The following is a 22,486-nucleotide window of genomic DNA, read 5'->3' on the forward strand; positions in this document are numbered from 1 at the left end:
GAACCGAGGTCGTCGGCATCTTCCCCAACGAAGATGCCATCGTCCGGTTGGTCGGGGCGATCCTGCTCGAACAGAACGACGAATGGGCCGTCCAACGCTCCCGCTACATGACGCTGGAAACGATCGCCGCCATCGACGATGATCCTGCCGTCCTCGGCCTGCCGAACATGGCGGCCTGAGGACGCCGCCCATATCGGCGCGCCCGCTGGCCACCGGTCAGCTACACCACCTCTCGGGACACGATCGCCGGCGCCTCACAGCGCCGCCGCCGAACTCAGTTCGGCGAAGAAGTCGATGAACATGCGGATCCCGGTGAGTGACGGCGACGCCAGCATCGACGGGATCACCGCTATGGCTAGTCATATGCGTGAAAATTCCTAGAATAAAATACGATCATATGCGGTTTTTCTCACGACTTGAGAGATATATGTTTGCCAGCCAGAAGAAATTCCTCGATTTTTGACTTTGACCGGCAGAGAAAATCTTCGATCTGTGCAGCAGTCAATCTACGTATCGGCGAGGGAAACACGGAGGGATCTACCACCTTCCCCCGAATACCGAGGAGACGGGCACCTTCCTTCGCGCCACAGTGAAGATAGACGAATTTCGGTTCAAACCCGTGATGGCGAGAAATCCGAGTCGCAGTATCATAGGTTAGAAGCGGCTTCGGCCCACCCATGGCCAAATTTTCGTTCTCTATAACTTTGTATAGTTCCTCAAATGAATTTACATCTTCAATAATTTTGACCATATTGAGCAAGCGCTGTTCAAGCTCAATGAGATCGATTTTCTTTATCCTAAACTGATGGGAATGCTTTGTTCCGTTGACGCAGATTGATCTGACGGCGAAGGAGATGCCTTCCGAGAGACATGTTCCCATCGGAATTTCACCGTCACACCAACAATTGGCGCAGGGATCGATGGTGCCTCCCGCGCCATACTGCGAAAGATAATCACTTACGAAACAATCGAGGGCGTCTTCCAACTCCTTAGGCATGTCTCCACCTCCTCCGCCGTCACCAACCGACAAAAATCCGCGGCCAGCGTCGCCATGTGCACGCGGTGGACCTCCTTGGCCGGGATGATCCCGTCGCCGAACGGATCGGGCAGGTCCGAACAGTCGCAGGCGTCGGCCACGCAGACCATGTCCCAGCCCATGTTGGCGCCGACCCGGATGGTCGTCGACACGCACATGTCGCTGGCCCAGCCGCAACAGACCACGGTCGTCGCGCCCAGCCGACGCAGGCGCAGGTCGAGGTCGGTGCCGATGAAGGCGGCGTTGACCGACTTGACCACCAGCCCCTCCCCCGGTCCGGGCGCGAAGCCGGGACGGAAGGCGTTGCCGGGATGGTCGGGCCGGAACCACGACTCGGCGTCGACCGAATCGTGGCGGACGTGAATGATCGGCCGGCCGGCGGCGCGGAAGGCGGCGATCACCCGCAGGGCGTTGGCGTCGAGGTCGGGGTTGCCACGGGCCGGCCGCCCCGGCAGATCGATCGCCCGCTGCATGTCGATCACCACCAACACCGGCATCGCGCCCAGATCCGTCGTCATCGCTTCGTCTCCTCTCGGCGCCACGCGCCCGATCTCCGCCGGCGGGGAAGCCGCGTGCGCCCCGCCTTTATCGCGCCGACGATCCGACGCACAGTAGCCCATGTCGCGAGCCGGCTGAATCGGCCCGATCGCCGAAACCTTGCGACATCGAGTTCCCCCAACGCCCGCGAGAGCCCATGCGCCGTCCGATCCGCCGCCTTCCCGCCGTCGCCCTCCTCGGCCTCCTCGCCGCGACTGCGCCCGCCTCTGCGGCGACCCGCCCGGCGGTCGAAGCCGAACACGGCATGGTGGTCTCGGCCAATGCCCTGGCGAGCGCGGTCGGCGCCGAGATCCTGCGGGCCGGCGGCAATGCCGTCGATGCCGCGGTGGCGGTCGGCTATGCCCTGGCCGTGGTCGATCCGTGCTGCGGCAACATCGGCGGCGGCGGCTTCCTGACCCTGCGGCTCGCCGACGGCACCGCCCGCTTCGTCGACTTCCGCGAGACCGCGCCTGCCGCCAGCGTCCGCGACATGTATCTCGACGCCGCCGGCCGGCCGAACACCGACGCCAGCCTCACCGGCTGGCGCGCCTCGGGCGTGCCCGGCACCGTCGCCGGCCTCGATCTGGCGCTCGCCCGCTGGGGCAGCAAGCCGCGCGCCGAGGTGATGGCCCCGGCGATCCGGCTGGCCCGCGACGGCTTCGTCCTCGCCCGCCCCGATACCGACATCCTCGCCCGCGGCACCGCCCGCCTCGCCGCCGATCCGGAAGCCGCGCGCCTGTTCCTCGCCCCCGGCGGCGGCACGCGGGCGCCCGGCGACCGGCTGATCCAGAGCGATCTCGCCGCCACCCTGGAGGCGATCGCCGCCGGCGGGGCGGAGGCCTTCTACCGCGGCCCGATCGCCGCCAAGGTCGCCGCGGCGATGCGCGCCCACGGCGGCACGCTGACCGAAGACGACTTCGCCGCCTATCGCGCCGTCGAGCGCGATCCGATCCGCTGCAGCTATCGGGGCCATCGGCTGATCACCGCGCCGCCGCCGTCGTCGGGCGGGGTGACGCTGTGCCTGATCCTCGGCGTGCTCGAGGGCTGGGACATGACCGCCGCCGGTTGGCACTCCGCCGCCGCCGTCCACCGCACGGTCGAGGCGATGCGCCACGCCTTCTATCTGCGCAACACCCTGCTCGGCGATCCCGACTTCGTCACCGTACCGGTCGAGCGCCTGCTGGCGCCCGCCCATCTCGCCGCCTTGCGCGCCCGCATCGAGCGCGACGGCGTGCTGCCCTCGGCCGCCCTGCCGGCGATGCCCTCGACCCTGGAAAAACCCGAGACCACCCACTATTCGGTGGTCGATGCGAGCGGCTCGGCAGTCGCCGTGACCTTCACCGTCAACGGCGCCTTCGGCGCGGCGGTGGTGGCGCCGGGCACCGGCTTCCTGCTCAACGACGAGATGGACGACTTCACCGTCAAACCGGGTACGCCCAATCTGTTCGGTCTGGTCCAGGGCGAGGCCAACGCCATCCAGCCGGCCAAGCGGCCGCTGTCGTCGATGACCCCGACCATCGTCGAAAAGGACGGGCGTCTGGAGATGGTGCTCGGCAGCCCCGGCGGCTCGCGCATCGTCTCGATCGTCGCCGAGACCCTGACCAACGTGATCGATCACGGCATGCGACCACAGGACGCGGTCGACGCGCCGCGCTTCCATCATCAATGGCTGCCCGACGAGATCGCCCACGAGCCCTTCGCCCTGTCGCCCGACACCGTCGCGCTGCTCAAGGCGATGGGCTATCGCCTGGTCGAACAGACCCCGTGGGGGGCCGCCGAACTGGTGCAGACCGGGCCGGCGGAGGCGAAATCGGCCGATCCCGCCTCCTCCGGCAACGATTCCGCGGCCTCCGGCCGGCTGCTGCCGGGTCGGCTCTACGGCGCCTCCGACGATCGCCGGCCGGCCGGCGCCGCGGTCGGGAACTGACGTTGCGGCAGGCGCTCGGGCGCCGCGCACGACGCGCCCGCTCCTCGCACCCTCTCCCGAGGGCAGCGAACCGGGTCTGACGCTTTGACAGGCGCTTTCCGCCCGTGCTTCATTCATCGCCACGAGCGCCGCGCCCGCCGGTGGCTCGCCCAGGGAGACCCCCATGAACACGAAGACCGTCACCCGTCTGGCCGCCGCCGCCGTCGGCGCCGCCACCCTTCTCGGAGCCACGTTCGCCGTCGGCCAGCAGATGGCCTTCTTCCGGATCGGCACAGGTGGCACCGCCGGCACCTATTTCCCGATCGGCGGCCTGCTCTCCAACGCCGTGTCGAACCCGCCGGGCAGCCGTGCCTGCGCCGACGGCGGCGCCTGCGGCGTGCCCGGCCTGATCGCCACCGCGGTCGCCACCAACGGCTCGGTCGCCAACATCAACGGCATCGAATCGGGTGCGCTGGAATCCGGCCTGACCCAGTCCGACGTGGCCTATTGGGCCTATTCCGGCACCGGCGTGTTCGAGGGCAAGGCCAAGATCGAGAACCTGCGCGGCATCGCCAATCTCTATCCCGAGACCATCCATCTGGTCGCCCGCAAGGGCGCCGGCATCAAGTCGCCGGCCGACCTCAAGGGCAAGCGCGTCTCCCTCGACGAGCCCGGCTCCGGCACCCTGATCGACGCCCGCATCGTTCTCTCCGCCTACGGCCTGACCGAGAAGGACGTCAAGGCCGAGTACCTCAAGCCCAACGCCTCGGGTGACCGGCTGCGCGACGGCGCGCTCGACGCCTTCTTCTTCGTCGGCGGCTATCCGACCGGCGCGATCTCCGAGCTCGCCACCTCCTCGGGCATCGAACTGGTGCCGATCGCCGGGCCGGAAGCCAAGAAGATCCTCGCCGACTTCAAGTTCTTCGGTCCCGACAAGGTCCCGGCCGGCACCTACAAGGACGTCGAGGGAGTCGAGACGGTCTCGGTCAACGCCCTGTGGGTGACCAGCGCCAAGCAGCCCGAGGACCTCGTCTACGGCGTCACCAAGGCGCTGTGGAACGACAACAGCCGCAAACTGATGGACGCCGGCCACGCCAAGGGCAAGCAGATCCGCAAGGAGACCGCGCTCGACGGCATCGGCATCCCGCTGCATCCCGGCGCCGAGAAGTTCTACCGCGAGGTCGGCCTGCTGAAGTGATCGTCGCTCCGGGGCGGCGTGCCCGGCGCGCCGCCCCTCCGTCGTCGCCCGTCCGCCGCTCCCGATCGACGCCCACGCCGCCGCCGATGGGCGCGGCCGCGCACGGGCGATCGCCGCCTCTCGAAAGCGTGGAATCCTCATGTCCCAATTCGAACTCGACGAGAGCAAAGCCCGTGAACTCGAGGAGAAGTTCGATCCGGAGATTCGATTCCGTCCGCTCGCGCCGCTCGGCGCCTGGGCGGTCGGGGCGGCGCTGGTCTGCCTGTCGCTGTTCCACTATTACACCGCCGGTTTCGGCCTGCTGCCGGAGCTGATGCACCGCGGCGTCCATCTGTCCTTCGTGCTCGGCCTGATCTTCCTGGTGTTTCCGCTGATCGGCTATCCGGACCACGCCGAATCCCGCTGGTATCGGCCGCTCGGCATCCCGCTCTACGACTGGCTGCTGTTCGTCCTGGCGCTGGTCAGCGTGATGCACGTGCCGCTGATCCCGCTCGACGACCTCGCCTTCCGTATCGGCAATCCCTCGACCACCGACGTGATTCTCGGCGCCACGCTGATCGTGCTGCTGCTCGAGGCGACGCGCCGCACCATCGGCTGGCCGCTGCCGGTGATCGCCATCGCCTTCATGGCCTATGCGATCTTCGGCCGCTCGATCCCCGGCATCCTGGTCCATCCCGGCGCCACCCCGGCGCAATTGGTCAACCACCTCTACCTGACCACCCAGGGCATCTACGGCGTCGCCATCGGCGTGGTCGCGACCTACGTCTTTCACTTCGTGCTGTTCGGCGTCTTCGCCACCCGCATCGGCCTCGGGCAATTGTTCCTCGACTGCGCAGCCTGGGTCGCCGGGCGCTACGCCGGCGGGCCGGCCAAGGTGTCGATCTTCGGCTCGGCGCTGTTCGGCATGATCTCGGGCTCGTCGGTGGCCAATGCGGTGACCGTCGGCTCGCTGACCATCCCGATGATGGTCCGCCTCGGCTACAAGAAGCACTTCGCGGCCGCCGTGGAATCGACCGCCTCGACCGGTGGCCAGATCACCCCGCCGATCATGGGCGCCGCCGCCTTCCTGATGATCGAATTCCTCAACCTGCCCTATACGACGATCATCATCGCGGCGATCGTCCCGGCCTTCATGCATTTCCTCGGGGTGTTCTGTCAGGTCCACTTCGAGGCCAAGCGCGACGGCATGCGCGGCCTGACCCCGGAGGAAATGCCGGACATCAAGGCCGCCTTCGCCCGTGACTGGCCGACGGTGATCCCGCTCCTCGGCCTGCTCTACATGCTGTTCGCCGGCTTCACGCCCTACCTCGCCGCCTTCACCGGCATCACCCTGTGCATCCTGGTCGGGCTCTTGAACCCCAAGCGGCGGATGAAGCCGCTCGAGATCTTCGAGGGCCTGCGCGACGGTGCGAAATACGCGCTGGCCGTCGGCGTCGCCTCGGCCACCGTCGGCATCGTCGTCGGCGTGGTGACCCTGACCGGCGTCGGGTTCAAGATCTCGTTCATCGTCACCTCCGCGGCGCTCGACTACGCCCAGATGGTCGCCTCATGGCTGCCGGCGGCGATCATGACCACCCAGACCCTGACGCTGATGTTCACCCTGATCCTCACCGCGATCGTCTGCGTCATCATGGGCTGCGGCATCCCGACCACCGCCACCTACATCATCATGGTCACCGTCGCCGCCCCTGCTCTGGGCCTGCTCGGGGTCGAACCGATCGTCGCCCATTTCTTCGTGTTCTATTACGGCGTGCTCGCCGACATCACGCCACCGGTGGCGATCGCCGCCTATGCCGCCGCGGCGATGGCCGGCGCCGACCCGTTCCGCACCGGCAACACCGCCTTCCGGCTGGCGCTCGGCAAGGCGCTGGTGCCCTTCGTCTTCGTGTTCTCGCCGTCGATGCTGCTGGTCGCCAAGGGCTTCACCTGGAGCGAGTTCGTGCTGGCCACCGGCGGCTGCATCCTCGGCATCGTGCTCCTGTCGGCGGCCTTCTCCGGCTACCTGCTGACCCGCACGCGGGTCTGGGAGCGCACCCTGCTCGCCGTCTCGTCGATCCTGCTGATCGCTCCGGAGATCTGGTCGTCGGTGATCGGTCTGGTCCTGGTCGCCCCGGTGATCGCCACCCAGTGGATCCGCCGCGACGGCCTCGCCGCCGCCCCCGCCTGACCCGCGACACCTCACACGATACGAAAAGGGCCGGCGATCCCGCGGATCTCCGGCCCTCGTCTGTTTCGGACGGCGGCGACGGCGTCAGTGGACGCCGAGCTTCTTCTGCAGCGCCGTCGACGAGGTGGTGTACTGGAACACGATGCGCTTGCCGGGATCGACGAGGCGCTTGGCCGCCTGGGCCATCAGCGCGCCCTCGTGGAAGCCGGAGAGGATCAGCTTGAGCTTGCCCGGATAGGTGTTGATGTCGCCGATGGCGAAGATCCCCGGTTCCGAGGTCTCGAACTTCTCGGTGTCGACCGGGATCAGGTTCTCGTGCAGATGCAGGCCCCAGCCGGCGATCGGCCCGAGCTTCATGGTCAGGCCGAAGAACGGCAGCATCCGCGTCGCCGCCACCGCGACCGTCGACCCGTCGCTCTTCTTGACGGTGAGGCTCGCGAGCGTGCCGTCCGTGCCCGCCAACTCGGTGACCTGACCGATCACCAGATCGATCGCCCCTTCGCCGACCAGCCGGCGCATCTGCTCGACCGAATGGGGCGCGCCGCGGAAGTCGTCGCGGCGATGGACCAGCGTCAGCCGGCGGGCGACCGGCTGCAGATTGAGCGTCCAGTCGAGCGCCGAATCGCCGCCGCCGACGATCACCACGTCGTGGCCGGCGAAGGATTCCATCTTGCGCACCGAATAGAACACCGAGGTCGCCTCGAAGGCTTCGATGCCCGGCACCGGCGGACGCTTCGGCTGGAACGAGCCGCCGCCGGCGGCGATCACCACCACCTTGGCGAAGAACTCCGTGCCCGCGTCGGTCACCAGCCGGAAGCCGCCCTCGGCGAGCCGCTCCAACTGTTCGACCTGCTGGGCGAAATGGAAGGTCGGCCCGAACGGCCGGATCTGCTCCATCAGCTTGTCGATCAGCTCCTGGGCGCCGACCACCGGATGGCCGGGAATGTCGTAGATCGGCTTTTCCGGATAGAGCTCGGTGCACTGCCCGCCGGGCCGATCGAGAATGTCGACGACATGGCACTTGAGGTCGAGCAGACCCAGCTCGAACACCGCGAACAGGCCGACCGGCCCGGCTCCGATGATGACGACGTCGGTGGTGATGGCTTCGGACATGACGGATCCCGATCGACGGATGGGGCGCAGGCGCGCAGGCGGGACGCGACACGGGGTCGCGCGATCTCGCGCTTCTCTACAAGCAAGACTTCTCGGACGAAAGCGGAGAATTGGGCGGACGCCGGAGGCGCCGGTCGGCGCGGCGCGCGCTCACGCCTGACGTTCGGGGATCTCCACCACCAGACCGTCGAGGGCCTCGGTGACCTTCATCTGGCACGACAGGCGCGAGGTCGCGCGCACGTCCCAGGCGAAGTCGAGCATGTCCTCTTCCATCGGCTGCGGCGCGCCGACCTTCTCGTACCAGGCCGGATCGACCCACACGTGACAGGTGGCGCAGGCGCAGGCACCGCCGCATTCGGCCTCGATGCCGGGCACGCCGTTGCGCACCGCCGTCTCCATCACCGTCGCGCCGATCTCGGCCTCGACGACGATTTCTTCCTGACGATAGGGAACGAAGGTGATCTTGGGCATCGGGCACTCGGACGGACGGGGGGGACGGGACGGACGACGCGATCTCGCGACCGCCACGGCGCCGCATCGCTCTGCCGCGCTGCACATGGGGCCGAACACCGTCCTCGTCAAGCGCGATTGCGCAGCCGACCCTCGTCCGCCGCCTTGGGGGCGAACAGGCGATCGACGAAACGCGCCACCTCCTCGACCGCCGCGGCGAGGTCGCCGATCAGAGCCGCGGCGTCCGGGGTCTCCGGCGCGGTCGCCTCCAGGAGCTCGACCAGAGCCGCCACGCGCCGCGCTCCGATGCCGCTCGCCGAGCCCTTGAGCCGATGGAGCGCCGCATCGCGCCGGGCGAGCGTCTCCGGCCGGGTCGCCTCGGCGACCAGCCCCGCCCCGTGCTCGACGAACAGCCGCAGCACTTCGCGCTCGAGCTCGATCGATCCGAAGGTCTGGCGCGCCAGATGGACCAGATCGATCGGCGCCCGCCGCTCCGGCCCCTCGTAGGCGACGGCTGCCGCCGTCGCGATCCGTCGTTCGCTGGTCTCCCCGATCATGGTCGTCACGCGCTCCCTCGCATCCCCGTTCGGCCGAGTTTGCGGCGGTGAAGCTGAGGAAGCGTTGCGGTTCGCCGCGCGCCCGCGCCTGCCGCTGCGTCGTTCGATCGGCATGGTGAGCGAAGGATGAACGGTGCAGGCTCGCGGCGGCGCAACCGGGCTCGCCCTGCCGGCCCGCGCGTCGCCCCGGAAACGTTGGGAATTCGCCTCCGCGGAGCGGCCGCCGTCCACAGTCGTTAACGATGATCGGCGAAAGGCGGGTCGCCCTGTTTCATCTTCGTTAATGTGCCGTTACCATTCGGCTGCGGCAATCTGTGGGGAGACGACCGTCCGGTTGCGTCCGGACGTCCCGTTTCCTCGAGCCCGGCCTTCGGGACTTCGTGTGAGCGAGCGGACGCTCCCACGCGGTCCGAGCCCCGGCACGGACCCGAGGTCTAGCCTGCTCGCGCGTTGCGGGCCGGCTCGCCCGGGCGGACCGGTTAGTACGGTGTACGGACGCGAGGCGACTACGACCATGGCGACCCATCCCACGAAGACTCTCGACCCCGTCGAAGCGGCCCTGACCGCGGTCGAAGAGGCCCTCAAGCTCGATCTCGAAAGCACGCCCGGACCGCTTCCCGATCCGGTCCCCGGCGTCAAGAGCGAGCCGCGGTTGGAGACGCCCTCCGAACGCATCGGTCGATCGATGGAGGCCGCCCTCGCCGAGCCGGCCGCGCCCCCCGCTCCGGTCCCGGGCGCGACCCCGCGCCCGCCGGCGCGCAGCGAAAGCCGCCGCCGCGCCGAACCGGCCGAAGCCGACCCGATCACCCAGCCGCGCGCCCCCGCCAACGACGATCGCCGCTCGACCGGTGGGCTCGCCCATTCGCTCGCCCAGGCCCGCTCCGGCGGCCCCTATTGGCTCGCCACCTTCGTTTCGCTGATCTGGATCGCCGGCGGCGGCTGGCTCGCCTGGACCGCCTTCGGGCGTGACCTCGGCCCGGCGCCGTCGCTGTCCACCCTCGTTCACGAGCCCCGCCTGGTCTGGGCGGCGCTGGCGATCCTGTTGCCGGTGGCGATGATCTACGCCTTCGCGGTGCTGCTGCGCCGGGCGCGCGAACTGCGCCTGACCGCCCGCACCATGACCGAGATCGCCCTGCGTCTCGCCGAACCCGAGAGCAACGCGCAGGAAGCCGTGGTCTCGGTCGGCCAGGCGATCCGCCGCGAGATGGCGGCGGTCGGCGACGGTCTCGAGCGGGTCGTCGCCCGCGCCGGCGAGATCGAGGTGATGGTCCACAACGAAGTGTCGTCGCTGGAACGCGCCTATGGCGAGAACGAGCTGCGCATCCGCTCGCTGATCGAGGAACTGGTCAACCAGCGCGAAGCCATCGTCAACAATTCCGAGCGCGTCCGTGCCTCGATCACCGGCGCCCACGAAGCCTTCGCCGGCGATCTGATGACCACCCGCGACCGCATCGCCGAGGCCACCGATCAGGCCACCCGGACGCTGGTGTCCTCGCTCTCCGACAAGGGCGAAGAGATCAACTCCCGCCTGACCAACACCGTCGAAGGCGTGGTGTCGCTGCTCGACACCCGCGCCGGCGACGTCGTCGAGAAGCTCGCCGACACCGGCCGCTCGGTCACCGACGGCCTCACCGCCGCCAGCCAGATCGCCGCCGAGACCCTGTCGATGAAGGGCTTCGAGCTCACCGACACGCTGAACCGCACCGGCGACCAGATCATCGTCAACCTGACGAGCCGCACCGAGTCCCTGACCGACACCGTCCGCACCCTCGGCGACAGCCTGTCGGTGACCTTGGCCGAGCGCACCGACACTCTGTTCTCGACCCTCTCCGAGCGCACCGACACGCTGTCGACCCGCCTCTCCGACGGCACCCGACTGCTGGTCGGCACCCTCGGCGACCGCACCGACGAGGTCACCCGCACCCTGTCGGAGACCGGCGAGCGCATCGTCGGCGACCTGACCCGCCACACCGGCGCCCTCACCGAGACCGTGCGCACCATGGGCGACACGCTCACCGAGCGCGCCGAGACCGTCACCCGGACGCTGGCCGAGACCGGCAACACCCTGATCGGCACCCTGTCGGAGACCGGCCATTCGCTGACCGACAGCCTGTCGACCACCGGCCAGCTGATCGCCGACACCATCCAGGACCGCGGTCGCGAGGTGAACACCGAGCTCAAGACCCGCGCCTCCGAGATCGACGCGACGCTGTCGCGCACCGGCACCGAGGTGGTCGAGATGATCTCCTCGCGCGGCCACGAGGTCGCCACCACCCTGGCCACCGCCGGGCGCGAGATCAATCAGGTGTTCGGCGACCGCTCCCGCGAAGTCACCGAGACCCTCACCCGCACCGGCGGCGAAGTCGTCGACGCCATCGCCGAACGCGCCAACGAGGTCGCCGAAGCGCTCAAGGGCACCGGCCAGTCGCTGGTCGTCGACCTGTCGCTGCGCGGCGCCGAGATCACCGAACGCCTCGACGAGACCGGCACCAAGATCGCCGAGACCATCTCCTCGCGCGGCGGCGAGTTGGCCGACCGCCTCGGCTCGACCGGCGAGAAGATCTACCAGTCGATCGTCGTCCACGGCGCCGAACTGGAGAAGCGCCTCGGCGAGACCGGCCGCAGCCTCGACGACCTGCTCGAGAACCGCGCCGTCGGCTTCCGCGCCAGCCTCGACCAGTCGCTCGCCGGCGTCGGCGACGAACTCCTGCGCCGCACCACCGACCTCGCCGAGCGGCTCGGCCGCGCCGGCTCCGAGGTCGCCCGTCTGGTCGCCACCCAGGGCGAATCGGTCACCGAACGCATGACCGAGACCGGCGCCCGCATCGCCGACACCCTCACCGAGCGTGGCGCCGGCGTCACCGCCGCCCTGTCGGGCCACCTCGACACCCTCCACCAGATCGTCGACGTCCGCGCCGCCGGCCTCGTTTCCGAACTCGACGGCCGCACCGCAGCGATGCGCGACCTGCTCGACCATCGCTTCGTCGCCGTCACCGACACTCTGGCGGCGCGCACCGCCGCCCTCGCCGACAGCCTCGACGACCGCACCGCCACCCTCGGCCGGGTCATCGACGAGCGCACCGGCGTCATGTCGACCGCCCTCGAAGAGAAGCTGTCCGGCTTCGGCCGCTCGCTGGAAGGCAAGGTCGAAGAGATCGGCGGCGCCCTGGACGCCCGCGCCGTGACCTTCGCCGACACCGTGGTCCGCCGCGCCGGCGAACTCACCGAGAACCTCGACGCCCGCACCGCCGCCTTCGCCGAGACCGTCGACGTGCGCGTCCGCAAGATCGACGAGGTCCTCGACCTGCGCGGTCGGGTGATCTCCGAGACTCTGATGGAGCGCACCCGCGACATCGCCGCGACCCTGGCCAACGGCCGGACCCAGGTCACCGATGCCTTCGACGCCCGCATGGACGAGGTCGGCCGCGTGCTCACCGCCCGCACCGACGAGGTCAGCGAACACCTCGCCGACCGCGTCGCCGAGATCAACGGCACCCTCGGCGCCCGCATGATGGAGGTCGCCGACACCCTCGATCAGCGCACCGCCGCCCTCGACCGGATGGTCGGCGACCGCACCACCTCGATGGTCGACACCCTCGCCCGCACCGTCGCCGAGGCCACCGGCTCGCTCGATCAGCGCACCGCCATCCTCGACCGGATCCTCGACGAGCGCCTCGGCGCGATCACCGAGACCCTCGGCTCGCGGCTCAACGCCGCTACCGGTGCCCTCGACGAGCGTACCGGCACCCTCGACCGGGTCCTCGCCGAACGCCTCGGCGCCATCACCGAAACCCTCGGCACCCGCCTCGACGCCGCCACCGGCGCCATCGACGAGCGCACCGGCACCCTCGACCGCCTGCTCGGCGAGCGCCTCGGCGCGATCAACGAGACGCTCGGCGCCCGTCTCGAGGAGGCCTCCGGCACCCTCGAGGCCCGCACCGCCGCCTTCGACCGCGTCCTCCAGGAACGCACCGCGGCGATCACCACCACCATCGGCCGCACCGCCGCCGCCGCCGCCGGCACCCTCGACGAGCGCACCGCCACCCTCGACCGGGTGATGGGCGACCGTGTCGCGGCGATCGCCACGACCCTCGGCGCCGAGGCCGAACGCGCCGCCCAGATGGTCTCCGGTTCGCTGGAGACCGCCGCCCAGCGCATCGGCACCACCACCGAAGCCCTGGAGCGCACCATCACCGGCCACACCGGCGCGGTGGTCGACGAACTCGACCGGCGCACCCGCGAACTCGACGAGATCCTCGGCGGCCGCGGCGCCGCCCTGGTCGCCGCCCTCGCCGCCCGCTCCGACGAATTCGCCGCCCGCGCCGGCGAGGTCTCGCGCTCGCTCACCGAGACCGTCGACGGCCGCGTGCTGGAGATCACCGACAAGATCGGCACCGCTCGCGACATCCTGGTCGAGAGCCTCGACCGCAAGGGCCGCGACCTCACCGAGGCCGTCGCCCGCCAGGGCCTCGACGCCACCCGCATGGTCACCGAGGCGCGCGAGCGTCTGGTGTCGGCGATCGACGAGAAGAGCCGCGACGCCGTCGGCGCCGTGGCCGACGCCAGCGATCGCCTGCGCGACGACATGGGCACGCTGCTCGAACGCCTGACCAACGCCAACCTGACCCTGCATGCGGTGCTCAACCGCGCCGGCGAGAACCTCGACCTGATCGAGAAGAACCTCGGCGGCCGCACGGAAGAGGTCCGCGGCGTGGTCGAAGGCGCCCTCGCCGAGACCCGCGGCGTCACCGAGGCGGTCTCCGCCCAGGTCGCCTCGCTCAAGGACACCTCGCGCACCGTCCTGCGCGAAGTCGCCGACCTCACCGAACGCTTCGACGGTCAGGCCCGCACCCTCACCGCCGCCGCCTCCCTGGTCGGCGACGCCAACCGCGTGCTCGAGACCACGGTGGAAGAACGCCGCCGCAGCCTCGAAGATCTCGCCGCCGGGCTGGTCGACAAGACCCAGTCGGTCGAGACCATGATGCACGCCTTCGCCGGCCTGATCGGCGACACGCTGAACACCGCCGAGACCCGCGCCCGCGACGTCGGCGCGGCGCTGACCACCGGGGCCGAACAGGCGATGCGCGCCGTGCTCGGCCAGCTCGACACCCTGCGCTCGACCGCCGGCGTCGAGGGCCAGCGCTCGGCCGAAGCCCTGCGCGCCGCCCAGAACGCGATGATCGCCGAGATGACCCGCGCGGTCGGCGAGACCACCGCGCGCTTCGGCGAAGCCACCGAGAAGATGCGCGAGGCCGCCCGGATGATGCAGGGCGAGCTCGCCGCGACCCGCGACGAGCTGCGCCGCGGCGTCCTCGAGCTCCCCAAGGAGACCGAGGAATCGACCGCCCAGCTGCGCCGCGTCGTCTCCGACCAGTTGAAGGCGCTGGCCGAACTGTCGAGCCTGGTCGGCCGTCAGTCGGCGACCTTCGACGTGGCACGCAGCGCCGGCTCCGGCCGGGCCGCCGCGGTCGCCGCGCCGGTCGCCGAGAGCCCGCGCTGGGAGGCCCCGCGCCGCCCGGTCGCCCCGCCGGCGCCCGTCGCCCTCGACGTCGCGCCGCCCGCCCCCGAGCCGCGTCGCCCGGCGCCGATCGCCCCCTTCGCGAGCCTCGCGCGCGAACCGGTGGCGCCGCCGCCGCCCGCCCGTGACGACGGTGGCCGCGGCGGCTGGGTCTCCGACCTGCTGCGTCGCGCCTCGCGGGACGAGGAGCCGGTGCCCCCGCCCCCGGTGCTGCGCCCGACGGCGATCGTCGACAGCCTCAATTCGCTCTCCGGCGACATCGCCCGGGCGATCGACGACGAGGCCTTCGTCGACCTGTGGGACCGCTACCGCCAGGGCGAGCGCAACGTCTTCACCCGTCGCCTCTACACCCTGAACGGCCAGCAGACCTTCGAGGAGATCCGTCGCAAGTATCAGCGCGACGGCGAGTTCCGCAGCGCCGTCGACCGTTACGTCGCCGACTTCGAGACCCTGCTCGGCGAGGCCACCCGCTCGACCCGCGATCCGGAAGCTGCCCGCTCGTACCTCGGCTCCGACACCGGCAAGGTCTATACCCTGCTCGCCCATGCCAGCGGCCGCCTCGACTGAGGCGCCCGCGGCAAGGCCCGAAAACCGAACGGCCGCCCCGAGGGGCGGCCGTCGTCGTATCGAGAGGTGAGGATCGGGCGCGCAGGAAGCGGATCAGCGCGTGATGGTCGGCACCGCTTCGGCGAGCAGGCGCGCCAGCAGCCGGTCGAAGGCGGCGGTGACCGCGACCGCGGTGTCGGCGCCCACCGGCTCCGTACCGCGCAGATCGGCAGCGGCGAGGATGCGGCCGCTGCGGTCGTCCATGACCTTCAGCGCCAGCGCCGCCACCACCACCTTCTCGGCCGAGCGGTATTCGAAGCTGCGGATTTCCAGCAGCGCCTGCCGGTCGGAGGCGACCCCGAGGCCCGGCCGCATCGCCGCCCGCACCCGCCCGGAGGCGTCGAGCGTCGCCACCAGCCGCGACTGGATCAACCGCGGCAGCCGGTCGGCCCACTGGGCGCCGGCGTAGTTGGCGATCTCGTTGTCCGCCGAGCGCACCACGATGCGGTCGCCGTCGAGCGCCTTGTCGGCGATCGGATCGGGCACCAGCACCTGCAGTTGGCGACCCGCGGCGGCCCGCGCGCTCGCCGCCGGCGGCGAGAAGTCGAAGGTTTCGAGCGGCGTCGAACCGCCCAGCATCGAACAGGCCGAGAGCCCGGTCGCGAGGCCGATCACCGCCACCCCGCGTAGCATCGCCGATCGGCCGATCATCGCCGTCCTCCCTGATATTCCGGCGTCGATCCGCCCTGGCCGCCGAAGATCACCCGATTCGGGGCGCGATCGAAATTGCCGACCGCCCGATCGATGGTACCGAGCGTGCGCCGCCCTTCGGTCACGAAGTCCTTGAGATCGCGCATGCCCGATCCCGACAGCCGGGTCACGCCCGCGGTGATCTCGCCGAACTGAACCTGGAGCGAATTCGCCGTTTCCTTGATGCTCTTCGCCGCCGCGGTCGCCTCGTCGAGGAAGCCCCCGGCCTTGAGGATCACGCCGCGGCCCTCGTCGGAGCCGGCGATGCCGTCGATCTTGGCGAGGATGCCGTCGACCCGCTTCGAGGCCTCGTCGAGGCGCGCCACCATCGCGTCGGCATGATCGACGATCGAAGTGATCTTGGTCCGGTCGACCGACCGCACCAACTCGTCGACGTCCGCCGTGAGCGTCTCGATCCGGCCGCCGACCTTGGTCAGGGCGTCGCCGGTCGAGCTCATCGAGGCGAGGAAGCGATCGACGCCGTCGGAATTGCGGGCCAGCGCATCGGAGAAGGTCTTGACGTTGCGCACCGTGTCGCCGACCGCCGCCGAATTGTCCTTGATCAGCTGTTCGACGTTGCCGACCGCCCCGTCGACCTTGCCCAGCACCCGCTGGGCACTCTCGATGATGTCCTGGACCGAGGAGCGCTCCGCCCACATCAGCCGGTCCTTGTCGTCGAGGGTCAGGATCCGCTCGGCCCCTTGCGAGCCGCCCCAGATCTGCACCGTGGCCAGCCCCGTCAGGCCCTGGTAGCCGAGCGAGACGTGGGCGTCGCGCTTGATCGGCGTCTCACCGTCGACCATCACCTGGGCGATCACCTGGCTCGGATCGTCGGGCGCGAAGGACAGCTTGGTCACTTGGCCCACCTTGATGCCGTTGAAGGTGACGCTGGCGCCGGTCACCAGACCGGACACCGAGCCGGGGAAGAGCACCGTGAGGTGGGCCTGCCGGTCGCTCTCGTTGCCGCGCAGGAGCCAGAACGCCGCGACGAACCCGGCGGCGATCACCAGGAGCACGAACAGTCCGACCGTGACGAGATTGGCGCGCGTTTCCATCAATTTCCCCGTGCAGTCGCGCCGCGGGCCCGGGCGCCGCGGAAATAGGCCTTCACCCAGGGGTGGTCGAAGGTGAGCATGGTCGACATCGGGCCGATCACCAGGACCTTTCGATCACCCAGCACGGCGATGCGGTCGCACACCGACCGCAGGCTGTCGAGGTCGTGGGTCACCATGAACACCGTCAGGCCGAGGGTGTCACGCAGTTTGGCGATGAGATCGTCGAATTCGCCGGCGCCGATCGGATCGAGGCCGGACGTCGGCTCGTCGAGGAAGACGATCGCCGGATCGAGCGCCAGCGCGCGGGCGAGACTGGCCCGTTTGATCATGCCGCCGGAGAGTTCGGACGGGAACTTCGCCCCGGCATCGGGCGGCAGACCGACCAGCGCCAGTTTGATTCGGGCGAGATCGTCCATCAGCCCCTGCGACAGCTTCATGTGCTCGCGCATCGGCACCTGGATGTTCTGCAACACGGTCAGCGACGAGAACAGCGCGCCGTGCTGGAACAGCACTCCCCACGACCGTTCGATGCCGGTACGGGTGGCCGCGTCGATGGCGTCGAGGTCGTGGCCGAACACTTCCACGGTGCCGCCGCGGCGCGGGTTGAGCCCGAGGATGGTGCGCATCAGCACCGACTTGCCGGTGCCCGAACCGCCGACGAAGCCGAGGATCTCGCCGCGCTTCACGTCGAGGTCGAGCCCTTCGAGGATCAGTTTGTCGCCGAAGCCGACGGTGATGTCGCGCACCCGCAGGATCGGTTCGTCGGCGGCGAGATCGCCGGCCGGATCGTCGGTGGTCATGTCACACCCCCACCGCGGCGTAGAAGATCGCGAAGATGCCGTCGACGACGATCACCATGAAGATCGACTTGACCACCGAGACGGTGGTGCGGGCGCCGAGCGACTCGGCGCTGCCGGCCACCTGCAGCCCTTCCGAACAGGCGACCAGACCGATGATCATCGCCATGAACGGCGCCTTGGCGATGCCGACCAGGAAGGTCCGCAGTTCCACCGCCGCGGCGAGGCGCTGCAGGAAGGTCTCGGTCGGGATGCCGCCGTAGACTTGGCACACCACCGCCGCCCCGAAGATCGAGGCGAGATCGGCGAGGAAGGTCAGGATCGGCAACGCCACCATCAGGGCGATCAACCGCGGCACCACCAGCACCTCGACCGGATCGAGGCCGATCACCTGCAGGGCGTCGACTTCCTCGCGCATCTTCATCGATCCGAGCTCGGCGGTGAAGGAACTGCCCGAGCGGCCGGCGACCATCACTGCGGTGAGCAGCACCGCGATCTCGCGCAGGGTCAGCACCCCGACCATGTCGACGACATAGAGATCGGCGCCGAAGCGGCGGAAATAGAACGCTCCCTGCTGGGCGATGATCGCCCCGATCAGGAACGACATCAGCAGCACGATCGGTGCGGCGTTGACGCAGGTCCGCTCCAACTGATGGATGAAGGGAATGAAGCGGACCCGCGAGGGATGACGGATCGCCGTCACCAGCACCAGCGCGACGCCGCCGAGCAGTTGCACCACCAGCGCCGATTCCGCGGCGAGCGACACACCGTAACGGCCGAGCGCTGTGAGGAAGCCGACGATCGGCGACAGCTTCGGGGGCAACACCTCGGGCGCCTGCACCGCGGCCCGGATCTCGTCGAGCAACACCCGCTGCGGCTCGGCGAGGCCGATCCGGCCGATCCGCTCCTCCGGCACCGTCGCGGTCAGGCGGTCGAGCAGCAGCGCTCCGGCGGTGTCGATCTGGCCGACGTCGGTGAAGTCGAAGTCGATGCGCGCCAGAGCGGTCGCGGCCGGCGCCTCGAGCGTGGTCACCATCTCGGCGACCCGCTGTTCGAGCCGGCCGGCGGTCCGGATCGTCCAGTCGCCACCGAGCACCAGCCGGGCACCGCCCTCGGTCGGATCGAACGACCATCCCGGTTCCGTCGGCGACCAGCGTACGCGACGCGATCCGAATCCCATGTCCACTCCCGTCCGACCGATGCCGGAGCATCAGTGAAACCATTTGGCGCGACGATCGTTCCATCGATTCGGATTCGAGCGTCCCGTATGTCGCGCCCGTCGCCCGGAACGACACGGCGCGGCGGACCGCCCTGCCCGAAACGCAGGCGAGCCATCGCCTTATGCATGGGGCTCGGCTAAGGTTCGCCCTTGTCGGCCGCAGCCCGCGCCCCGTATGAATCCGAGCCCGGAGTGTGACGCCGCCGGGCATCCGCCACAAGCGGGCCTCGAGCTTTCGTCGTACCCTGTGACATCCGAACGACAGACCTCCCCTCGGCCGCATCCGGAGACCCGCCATGGAACTCGCCCGCCCCTATCTGCTGTTTCTCGGCGACGTCCCCGATGCGCTCGCGGCCAAGACCGCGCTCGGCATCGTCGACTGGCGCCCCGAGTGGTGCCTCGGCCAGCATCGCCTTCCCGGCTGCGCCGCCGACGCCAAGATCCCCGACCTGACCATCGCGGAGGCCGCGAAGGCCGGCGCCAAGACCATGGTGGTCGGCGTGGTCAATGCCGGCGGGGTGCTGCCCGAACATTGGATCGCCTCGATCGTCGCCGCCCTCGAGGCCGGCCTGGACGTCGCGACCGGCCTCCACGTCCGCCTCGCCTCGATCCCGGCGATCGCCGAAGCCGCCGCCAAGCACGGCCGCAAGCTGCATGACGTACGCCACACCTCCGAGCGTTTCGCCACCGGCAAGGGCACCCCGCGCAGCGGTCTCCGGCTGCTCACCGTCGGCACCGACTGCTCGGTCGGCAAGAAGTACACCGCGCTGGCGCTGGAGAAGGAGATGCGGGCCCGCGGCTTCGATGCCGACTTCCGCGCCACCGGCCAGACCGGCGTGTTCATCTCCGGCCGCGGCGCGGCGATCGACGCAGTGGTCGCCGACTTCATCTCCGGTGCCGTCGAATGGCTGTCGCCGGCCGCCGCTCCCGGCCACTGGGACGTGGTCGAAGGCCAGGGCTCGCTGTTCCATCCCTCCTTCGCCGGCGTCAGCCTCGGCCTCCTGCACGGCGCCCAGCCCGATGCCTTCGTGGTCTGCCACGAGCCGACCCGCACTCGCATGCGCGGCGTCCCCCACGCCCTGCCGACCATCCGCGAGGTGATCGACCTGACCGTCGCCTGCGGCCGTCTGACCAATCCGGCGATCGCCCCGGTCGGCATCGCCATCAACACCCAGGCCCTCGACGAGACCGAAGCCCGCCGCGTCTGTGCCGAGGCCGAGGCCTTCCACGGCCTGCCGGCCTCCGATCCGGTGCGCTTCGGCGTCGCCCCGATCGTCGACCGGCTCCAGGCCCTGTTCCCGGCGGGACGGCGGAAATGACCCTCGCCCTCGACGTCGCGATCGAAACCTTCCCGATCGCCGGCAGTTTCACCATCGCCCGCGGCAGCCGCACCGAAGCGGTGGTGGTGACCGCCACCATCACCGACGGGCGCGTTCGCGGTCGCGGCGAATGCGTGCCCTATGCTCGCTACGGCGAGACCGTGGAGGGGGTCGCGGCGACCATCCGCGACATCGGCGCGGCGCTGGCCGAGCCCGGCTTCGACCGCGCCAAGCTCGCTCGCCTGCTGCCGGCCGGCGCCGCCCGCAACGCCCTCGACTGCGCCCTGTGGGACTTCGAGGCCAAGCGCAGCGGCGTCGCCGCCCGCATCAAGGCCGGCGTCGTCGAGCTGCAGCCGCTGGTCACCGCCTATACCCTGAGCCTCGGCAGCCCCGAGAGCATGGCCGCCGCGGCCGCCGTCGCCGCGTCCCGCCCGCTGCTCAAGGTCAAGCTCGGCGGCGAGGGCGACCCCGAACGCATCGCCGCGGTGCGCGAAGCCGCCCCCGAGGCGCGGATGATCGTCGACGCCAACGAGGCCTGGCGGGAATCGACGCTGGCCGCCAATCTCGCCGCCTGCGAGGAGGCCGGCGTCGAGCTGATCGAACAGCCGCTGCCGGCCGGCGAAGACGATGCGCTGATCGGGCTCGCGACCCGCATCGCCGTCTGCGCCGACGAGAGCCTGCACGAGGCCGGCGATCTCGCGGGCCTCCGCAACCGCTATACGGCGATCAACATCAAGCTCGACAAGGCCGGCGGCCTGACCGAGGCCTTGCACATCGCCACCGAAGCCCGGCGCCTGCGCTACCGGGTGATGGTCGGCTGCATGGTCGGCACTTCGCTGGCCATGGCGCCGGCCCTGCTGGTCGCCCAGGGCGCCGACTTCGTCGATCTCGACGGCCCGCTGCTGCTCGCCCGCGACCGCCATCCCGGCCTCGTCTACGACGGCTCCCTGGTGGCGCCGCCGCTCCCCGCCCTGTGGGGCTGAGATCCGAGGGGCCGGCAACCGGCCCTTCGGCTGACGCTCGCCGGCCGATGCCTCATCGGCCCGGGCGTGGAACCGGCCGCGCGAGACCGATCGTCACCATCGCCGTACCGGCCGCCGCCACCACCGCCATCGCCCAGAACGCCCGCCCGCCCCAGGCCGCGTAGAGCGGCCCGGAGGCGACCATCGCCGTGGCCATGGCGAGGCCGTTGAGCGAGGCCAACATGCCCTGGACGGTCGCCGCCCGGCGATCGTCGACGGTCGCGGTGATCAACTGGATGGTGGCCAGATGAACCGCCGCGAAGGTCAGGGCGTGCAGCCCCTGGAAGGCCACCCACAGCGGCATCGAGGCGCCGATCAGCGGGAACAGCAGCCAGCGCGCCACCGCCCCGGCCGCTCCGAGCGCCATCAGGCCGCGGGCGCCGACCGCCCGCAGCGCCAGCCCGGAGAAGGCGAACAGCAGGATCTCGCCGATCACCCCGGTCGACCACAAGACCCCGACCTGCGATCCGGAGAAGCCGAGCGTGCCCCAGTAGAGGCTGGCGAAGGTGTAGAGCATGGCGTGGGTCGCCTGCAGCAGCGCCGAGCCGATCGCCAGGGCCGCCAGCCGCCGGTCGGCGACGAGGTCGCACAGAATCTCGCGGGTCGGGGTCGCCGGCGCGCGCGCAGGCTCGCCCGCCGTCCGGTCGCTCGGCACCAGGAATGCGGCGGCGAACTGCATCAGCATGCCGATGGTCAACAGCCGCAACACCACCTCCGACCCCGAGGCCGCGACGATGCCGCCGACCCAAAGGTTGGTGACCACGAAGCTGATCGACCCCCACACCCGCATCCGCCCGTAGACGCCCTCGCCGCGTCGCGCCACCGACACCGCCACCGCGTCGCTGACCGGGGTGATGCCGTTCCAGAACGCCCAGGTCGCCAGGGTCGCCAAGAGCAGCGTGCCGAAGCCGGTCGCCGGCCACAGCGCCGCGACTCCGGCCAGCGACAGGAAGGCATAGAGCACCAGCGCCCGCCGGCGATCGCCGAGTCGGTCGGCGAACAACCCGAGCAGGGAGGCGGTGGTCACCCGCAGAATCATCGGCAGCGCCGTGAGGATGCCGATTTCCGCGCCGCTCAACCCCCGTCCGGCCAGAAAGACCGGGAAATAGGCGAGTGCGACCGACGACGGGACGAACGAAGCGGCGAAAAAGCCGGCGACGCGCGCGGCCGTGGACGAAATCAGCATGTCGATTGCTCTGATTTTTACGAACTCCTAAACTTTCCCTAGGAGATTCGTTTCATATAACACCGTGCCGGCAGCGTCCCTCGGTGTCGATACGCGTTCCGTCCGTTTCT

At 70.0% G+C, this 22,486-nt stretch carries 17 protein-coding genes; 7 read left to right on the forward strand and 10 right to left on the reverse strand.

The features are described 5' to 3' along the window. Window positions 1-179 (forward strand): transposase (locus tag EYW49_RS08005; RefSeq protein ID WP_206365425.1); only part of this gene is annotated, 179 nt, incomplete at its 5' end. Between the two features lie 230 nt (window positions 180-409). Here the strand turns inward: EYW49_RS08005 and EYW49_RS08010 are convergent. Both EYW49_RS08010 and EYW49_RS08015 read right to left on the reverse strand, forming a co-directional pair. Then, window positions 410-997, reverse strand: coding sequence for a hypothetical protein (locus EYW49_RS08010; protein WP_131308009.1), 588 nt, complete (start codon window positions 995-997; stop codon window positions 410-412). Further along, window positions 958-1,554, reverse strand: a complete 597-nt coding sequence (locus EYW49_RS08015; protein WP_131308011.1) for a cysteine hydrolase family protein — start codon at window positions 1,552-1,554, stop codon at window positions 958-960. The genes EYW49_RS08010 and EYW49_RS08015 overlap by 40 nt, the downstream gene beginning before the upstream one ends. Window positions 1,555-1,730: 176 nt before the next feature. On the opposite strand from EYW49_RS08015, the gene ggt reads away from it, so the two are divergent. From ggt to EYW49_RS08030, 3 genes are all read left to right on the forward strand, one after another. Beyond that, window positions 1,731-3,500, forward strand: coding sequence for a gamma-glutamyltransferase (gene ggt, locus EYW49_RS08020; RefSeq protein ID WP_131308013.1), 1,770 nt, complete (start codon window positions 1,731-1,733; stop codon window positions 3,498-3,500). A gap of 163 nt (window positions 3,501-3,663) precedes the next feature. Then, window positions 3,664-4,677 (forward strand): TAXI family TRAP transporter solute-binding subunit, encoded by a 1,014-nt coding sequence (locus tag EYW49_RS08025; RefSeq protein WP_131308015.1) that lies wholly within the window; start codon window positions 3,664-3,666, stop codon window positions 4,675-4,677. A gap of 139 nt (window positions 4,678-4,816) precedes the next feature. Further along, the gene (locus EYW49_RS08030) at window positions 4,817-6,844 is read left to right on the forward strand and encodes a TRAP transporter permease (RefSeq protein ID WP_131308017.1); all 2,028 of its coding nucleotides are present in this window, start codon (window positions 4,817-4,819) and stop codon (window positions 6,842-6,844) included. Window positions 6,845-6,928: 84 nt separating this feature from the next. Here the strand turns inward: EYW49_RS08030 and EYW49_RS08035 are convergent, their stop codons facing one another. The 3 genes from EYW49_RS08035 to EYW49_RS08045 all read right to left on the reverse strand — a co-directional run bounded on the left by EYW49_RS08035 (window position 6,929) and on the right by EYW49_RS08045 (window position 8,964). After that, window positions 6,929-7,957 (reverse strand): NAD(P)/FAD-dependent oxidoreductase, encoded by a 1,029-nt coding sequence (locus tag EYW49_RS08035; RefSeq protein WP_131308019.1) that lies wholly within the window; start codon window positions 7,955-7,957, stop codon window positions 6,929-6,931. A 150-nt stretch (window positions 7,958-8,107) separates the two neighbouring features. Further along, a complete protein-coding gene (locus EYW49_RS08040) occupies window positions 8,108-8,428 on the reverse strand; it encodes a 2Fe-2S iron-sulfur cluster-binding protein (protein ID WP_131308021.1) in 321 nt (106 codons plus the stop codon). 107 nt (window positions 8,429-8,535) lie between these two features. Continuing rightward, complete coding sequence (locus EYW49_RS08045) at window positions 8,536-8,964, reverse strand: Hpt domain-containing protein (protein ID WP_228259546.1); 429 nt, start codon at window positions 8,962-8,964, stop codon at window positions 8,536-8,538. Between the two features lie 514 nt (window positions 8,965-9,478). Here EYW49_RS08045 and EYW49_RS08050 point away from each other — a divergent pair. After that, window positions 9,479-15,049: an apolipoprotein A-IV repeat region-like domain-containing protein gene (locus tag EYW49_RS08050; protein WP_131308025.1), complete on the forward strand. Its 5,571-nt coding sequence runs from the start codon at window positions 9,479-9,481 to the stop codon at window positions 15,047-15,049. A 93-nt stretch (window positions 15,050-15,142) separates the two neighbouring features. Here EYW49_RS08050 and EYW49_RS08055 read toward each other — a convergent pair whose 3' ends face one another. From EYW49_RS08055 to EYW49_RS08070, 4 genes are read right to left on the reverse strand one after another with little or no spacing between them, the layout of a single operon-like run. After that, a complete protein-coding gene (locus EYW49_RS08055; RefSeq protein ID WP_131308027.1) occupies window positions 15,143-15,739 on the reverse strand; it encodes an ABC-type transport auxiliary lipoprotein family protein in 597 nt (198 codons plus the stop codon). Next, window positions 15,736-16,833, reverse strand: a complete 1,098-nt coding sequence (locus EYW49_RS08060) for an MlaD family protein (protein WP_131308029.1) — start codon at window positions 16,831-16,833, stop codon at window positions 15,736-15,738. The genes EYW49_RS08055 and EYW49_RS08060 overlap by 4 nt, the downstream gene beginning before the upstream one ends. Continuing rightward, entirely contained in the window at window positions 16,833-17,633 is an 801-nt protein-coding gene (locus tag EYW49_RS08065; protein WP_131308031.1) for an ABC transporter ATP-binding protein, read from the reverse strand. The genes EYW49_RS08060 and EYW49_RS08065 overlap by 1 nt, the downstream gene beginning before the upstream one ends. A 1-nt stretch (window position 17,634) precedes the next feature. Continuing rightward, on the reverse strand, window positions 17,635-18,810 hold the full coding sequence (locus tag EYW49_RS08070; protein ID WP_206365421.1) for an ABC transporter permease: 1,176 nt from the start codon (window positions 18,808-18,810) through the stop codon (window positions 17,635-17,637). Window positions 18,811-19,145: 335 nt separating this feature from the next. Between EYW49_RS08070 and dgcN the strand changes: the two genes are divergently transcribed. Both dgcN and dgcA read left to right on the forward strand, forming a co-directional pair. Next, complete coding sequence (gene dgcN, locus EYW49_RS08075) at window positions 19,146-20,168, forward strand: N-acetyltransferase DgcN (protein WP_131308033.1); 1,023 nt, start codon at window positions 19,146-19,148, stop codon at window positions 20,166-20,168. Then, a complete protein-coding gene (dgcA, locus tag EYW49_RS08080; RefSeq protein ID WP_131308035.1) occupies window positions 20,165-21,151 on the forward strand; it encodes an N-acetyl-D-Glu racemase DgcA in 987 nt (328 codons plus the stop codon). Before dgcN ends, dgcA begins: the two co-directional genes overlap by 4 nt. 52 nt (window positions 21,152-21,203) lie before the next feature. Here the strand turns inward: dgcA and EYW49_RS08085 are convergent, their stop codons facing one another. Next, complete coding sequence (locus tag EYW49_RS08085) at window positions 21,204-22,376, reverse strand: MFS transporter (RefSeq protein WP_131308037.1); 1,173 nt, start codon at window positions 22,374-22,376, stop codon at window positions 21,204-21,206. Window positions 22,377-22,486 lie beyond the last annotated feature (110 nt).

Source organism: Siculibacillus lacustris, from assembly GCF_004328075.1.
Taxonomy (GTDB): domain Bacteria; phylum Pseudomonadota; class Alphaproteobacteria; order Rhizobiales; family Ancalomicrobiaceae; genus Siculibacillus; species Siculibacillus lacustris.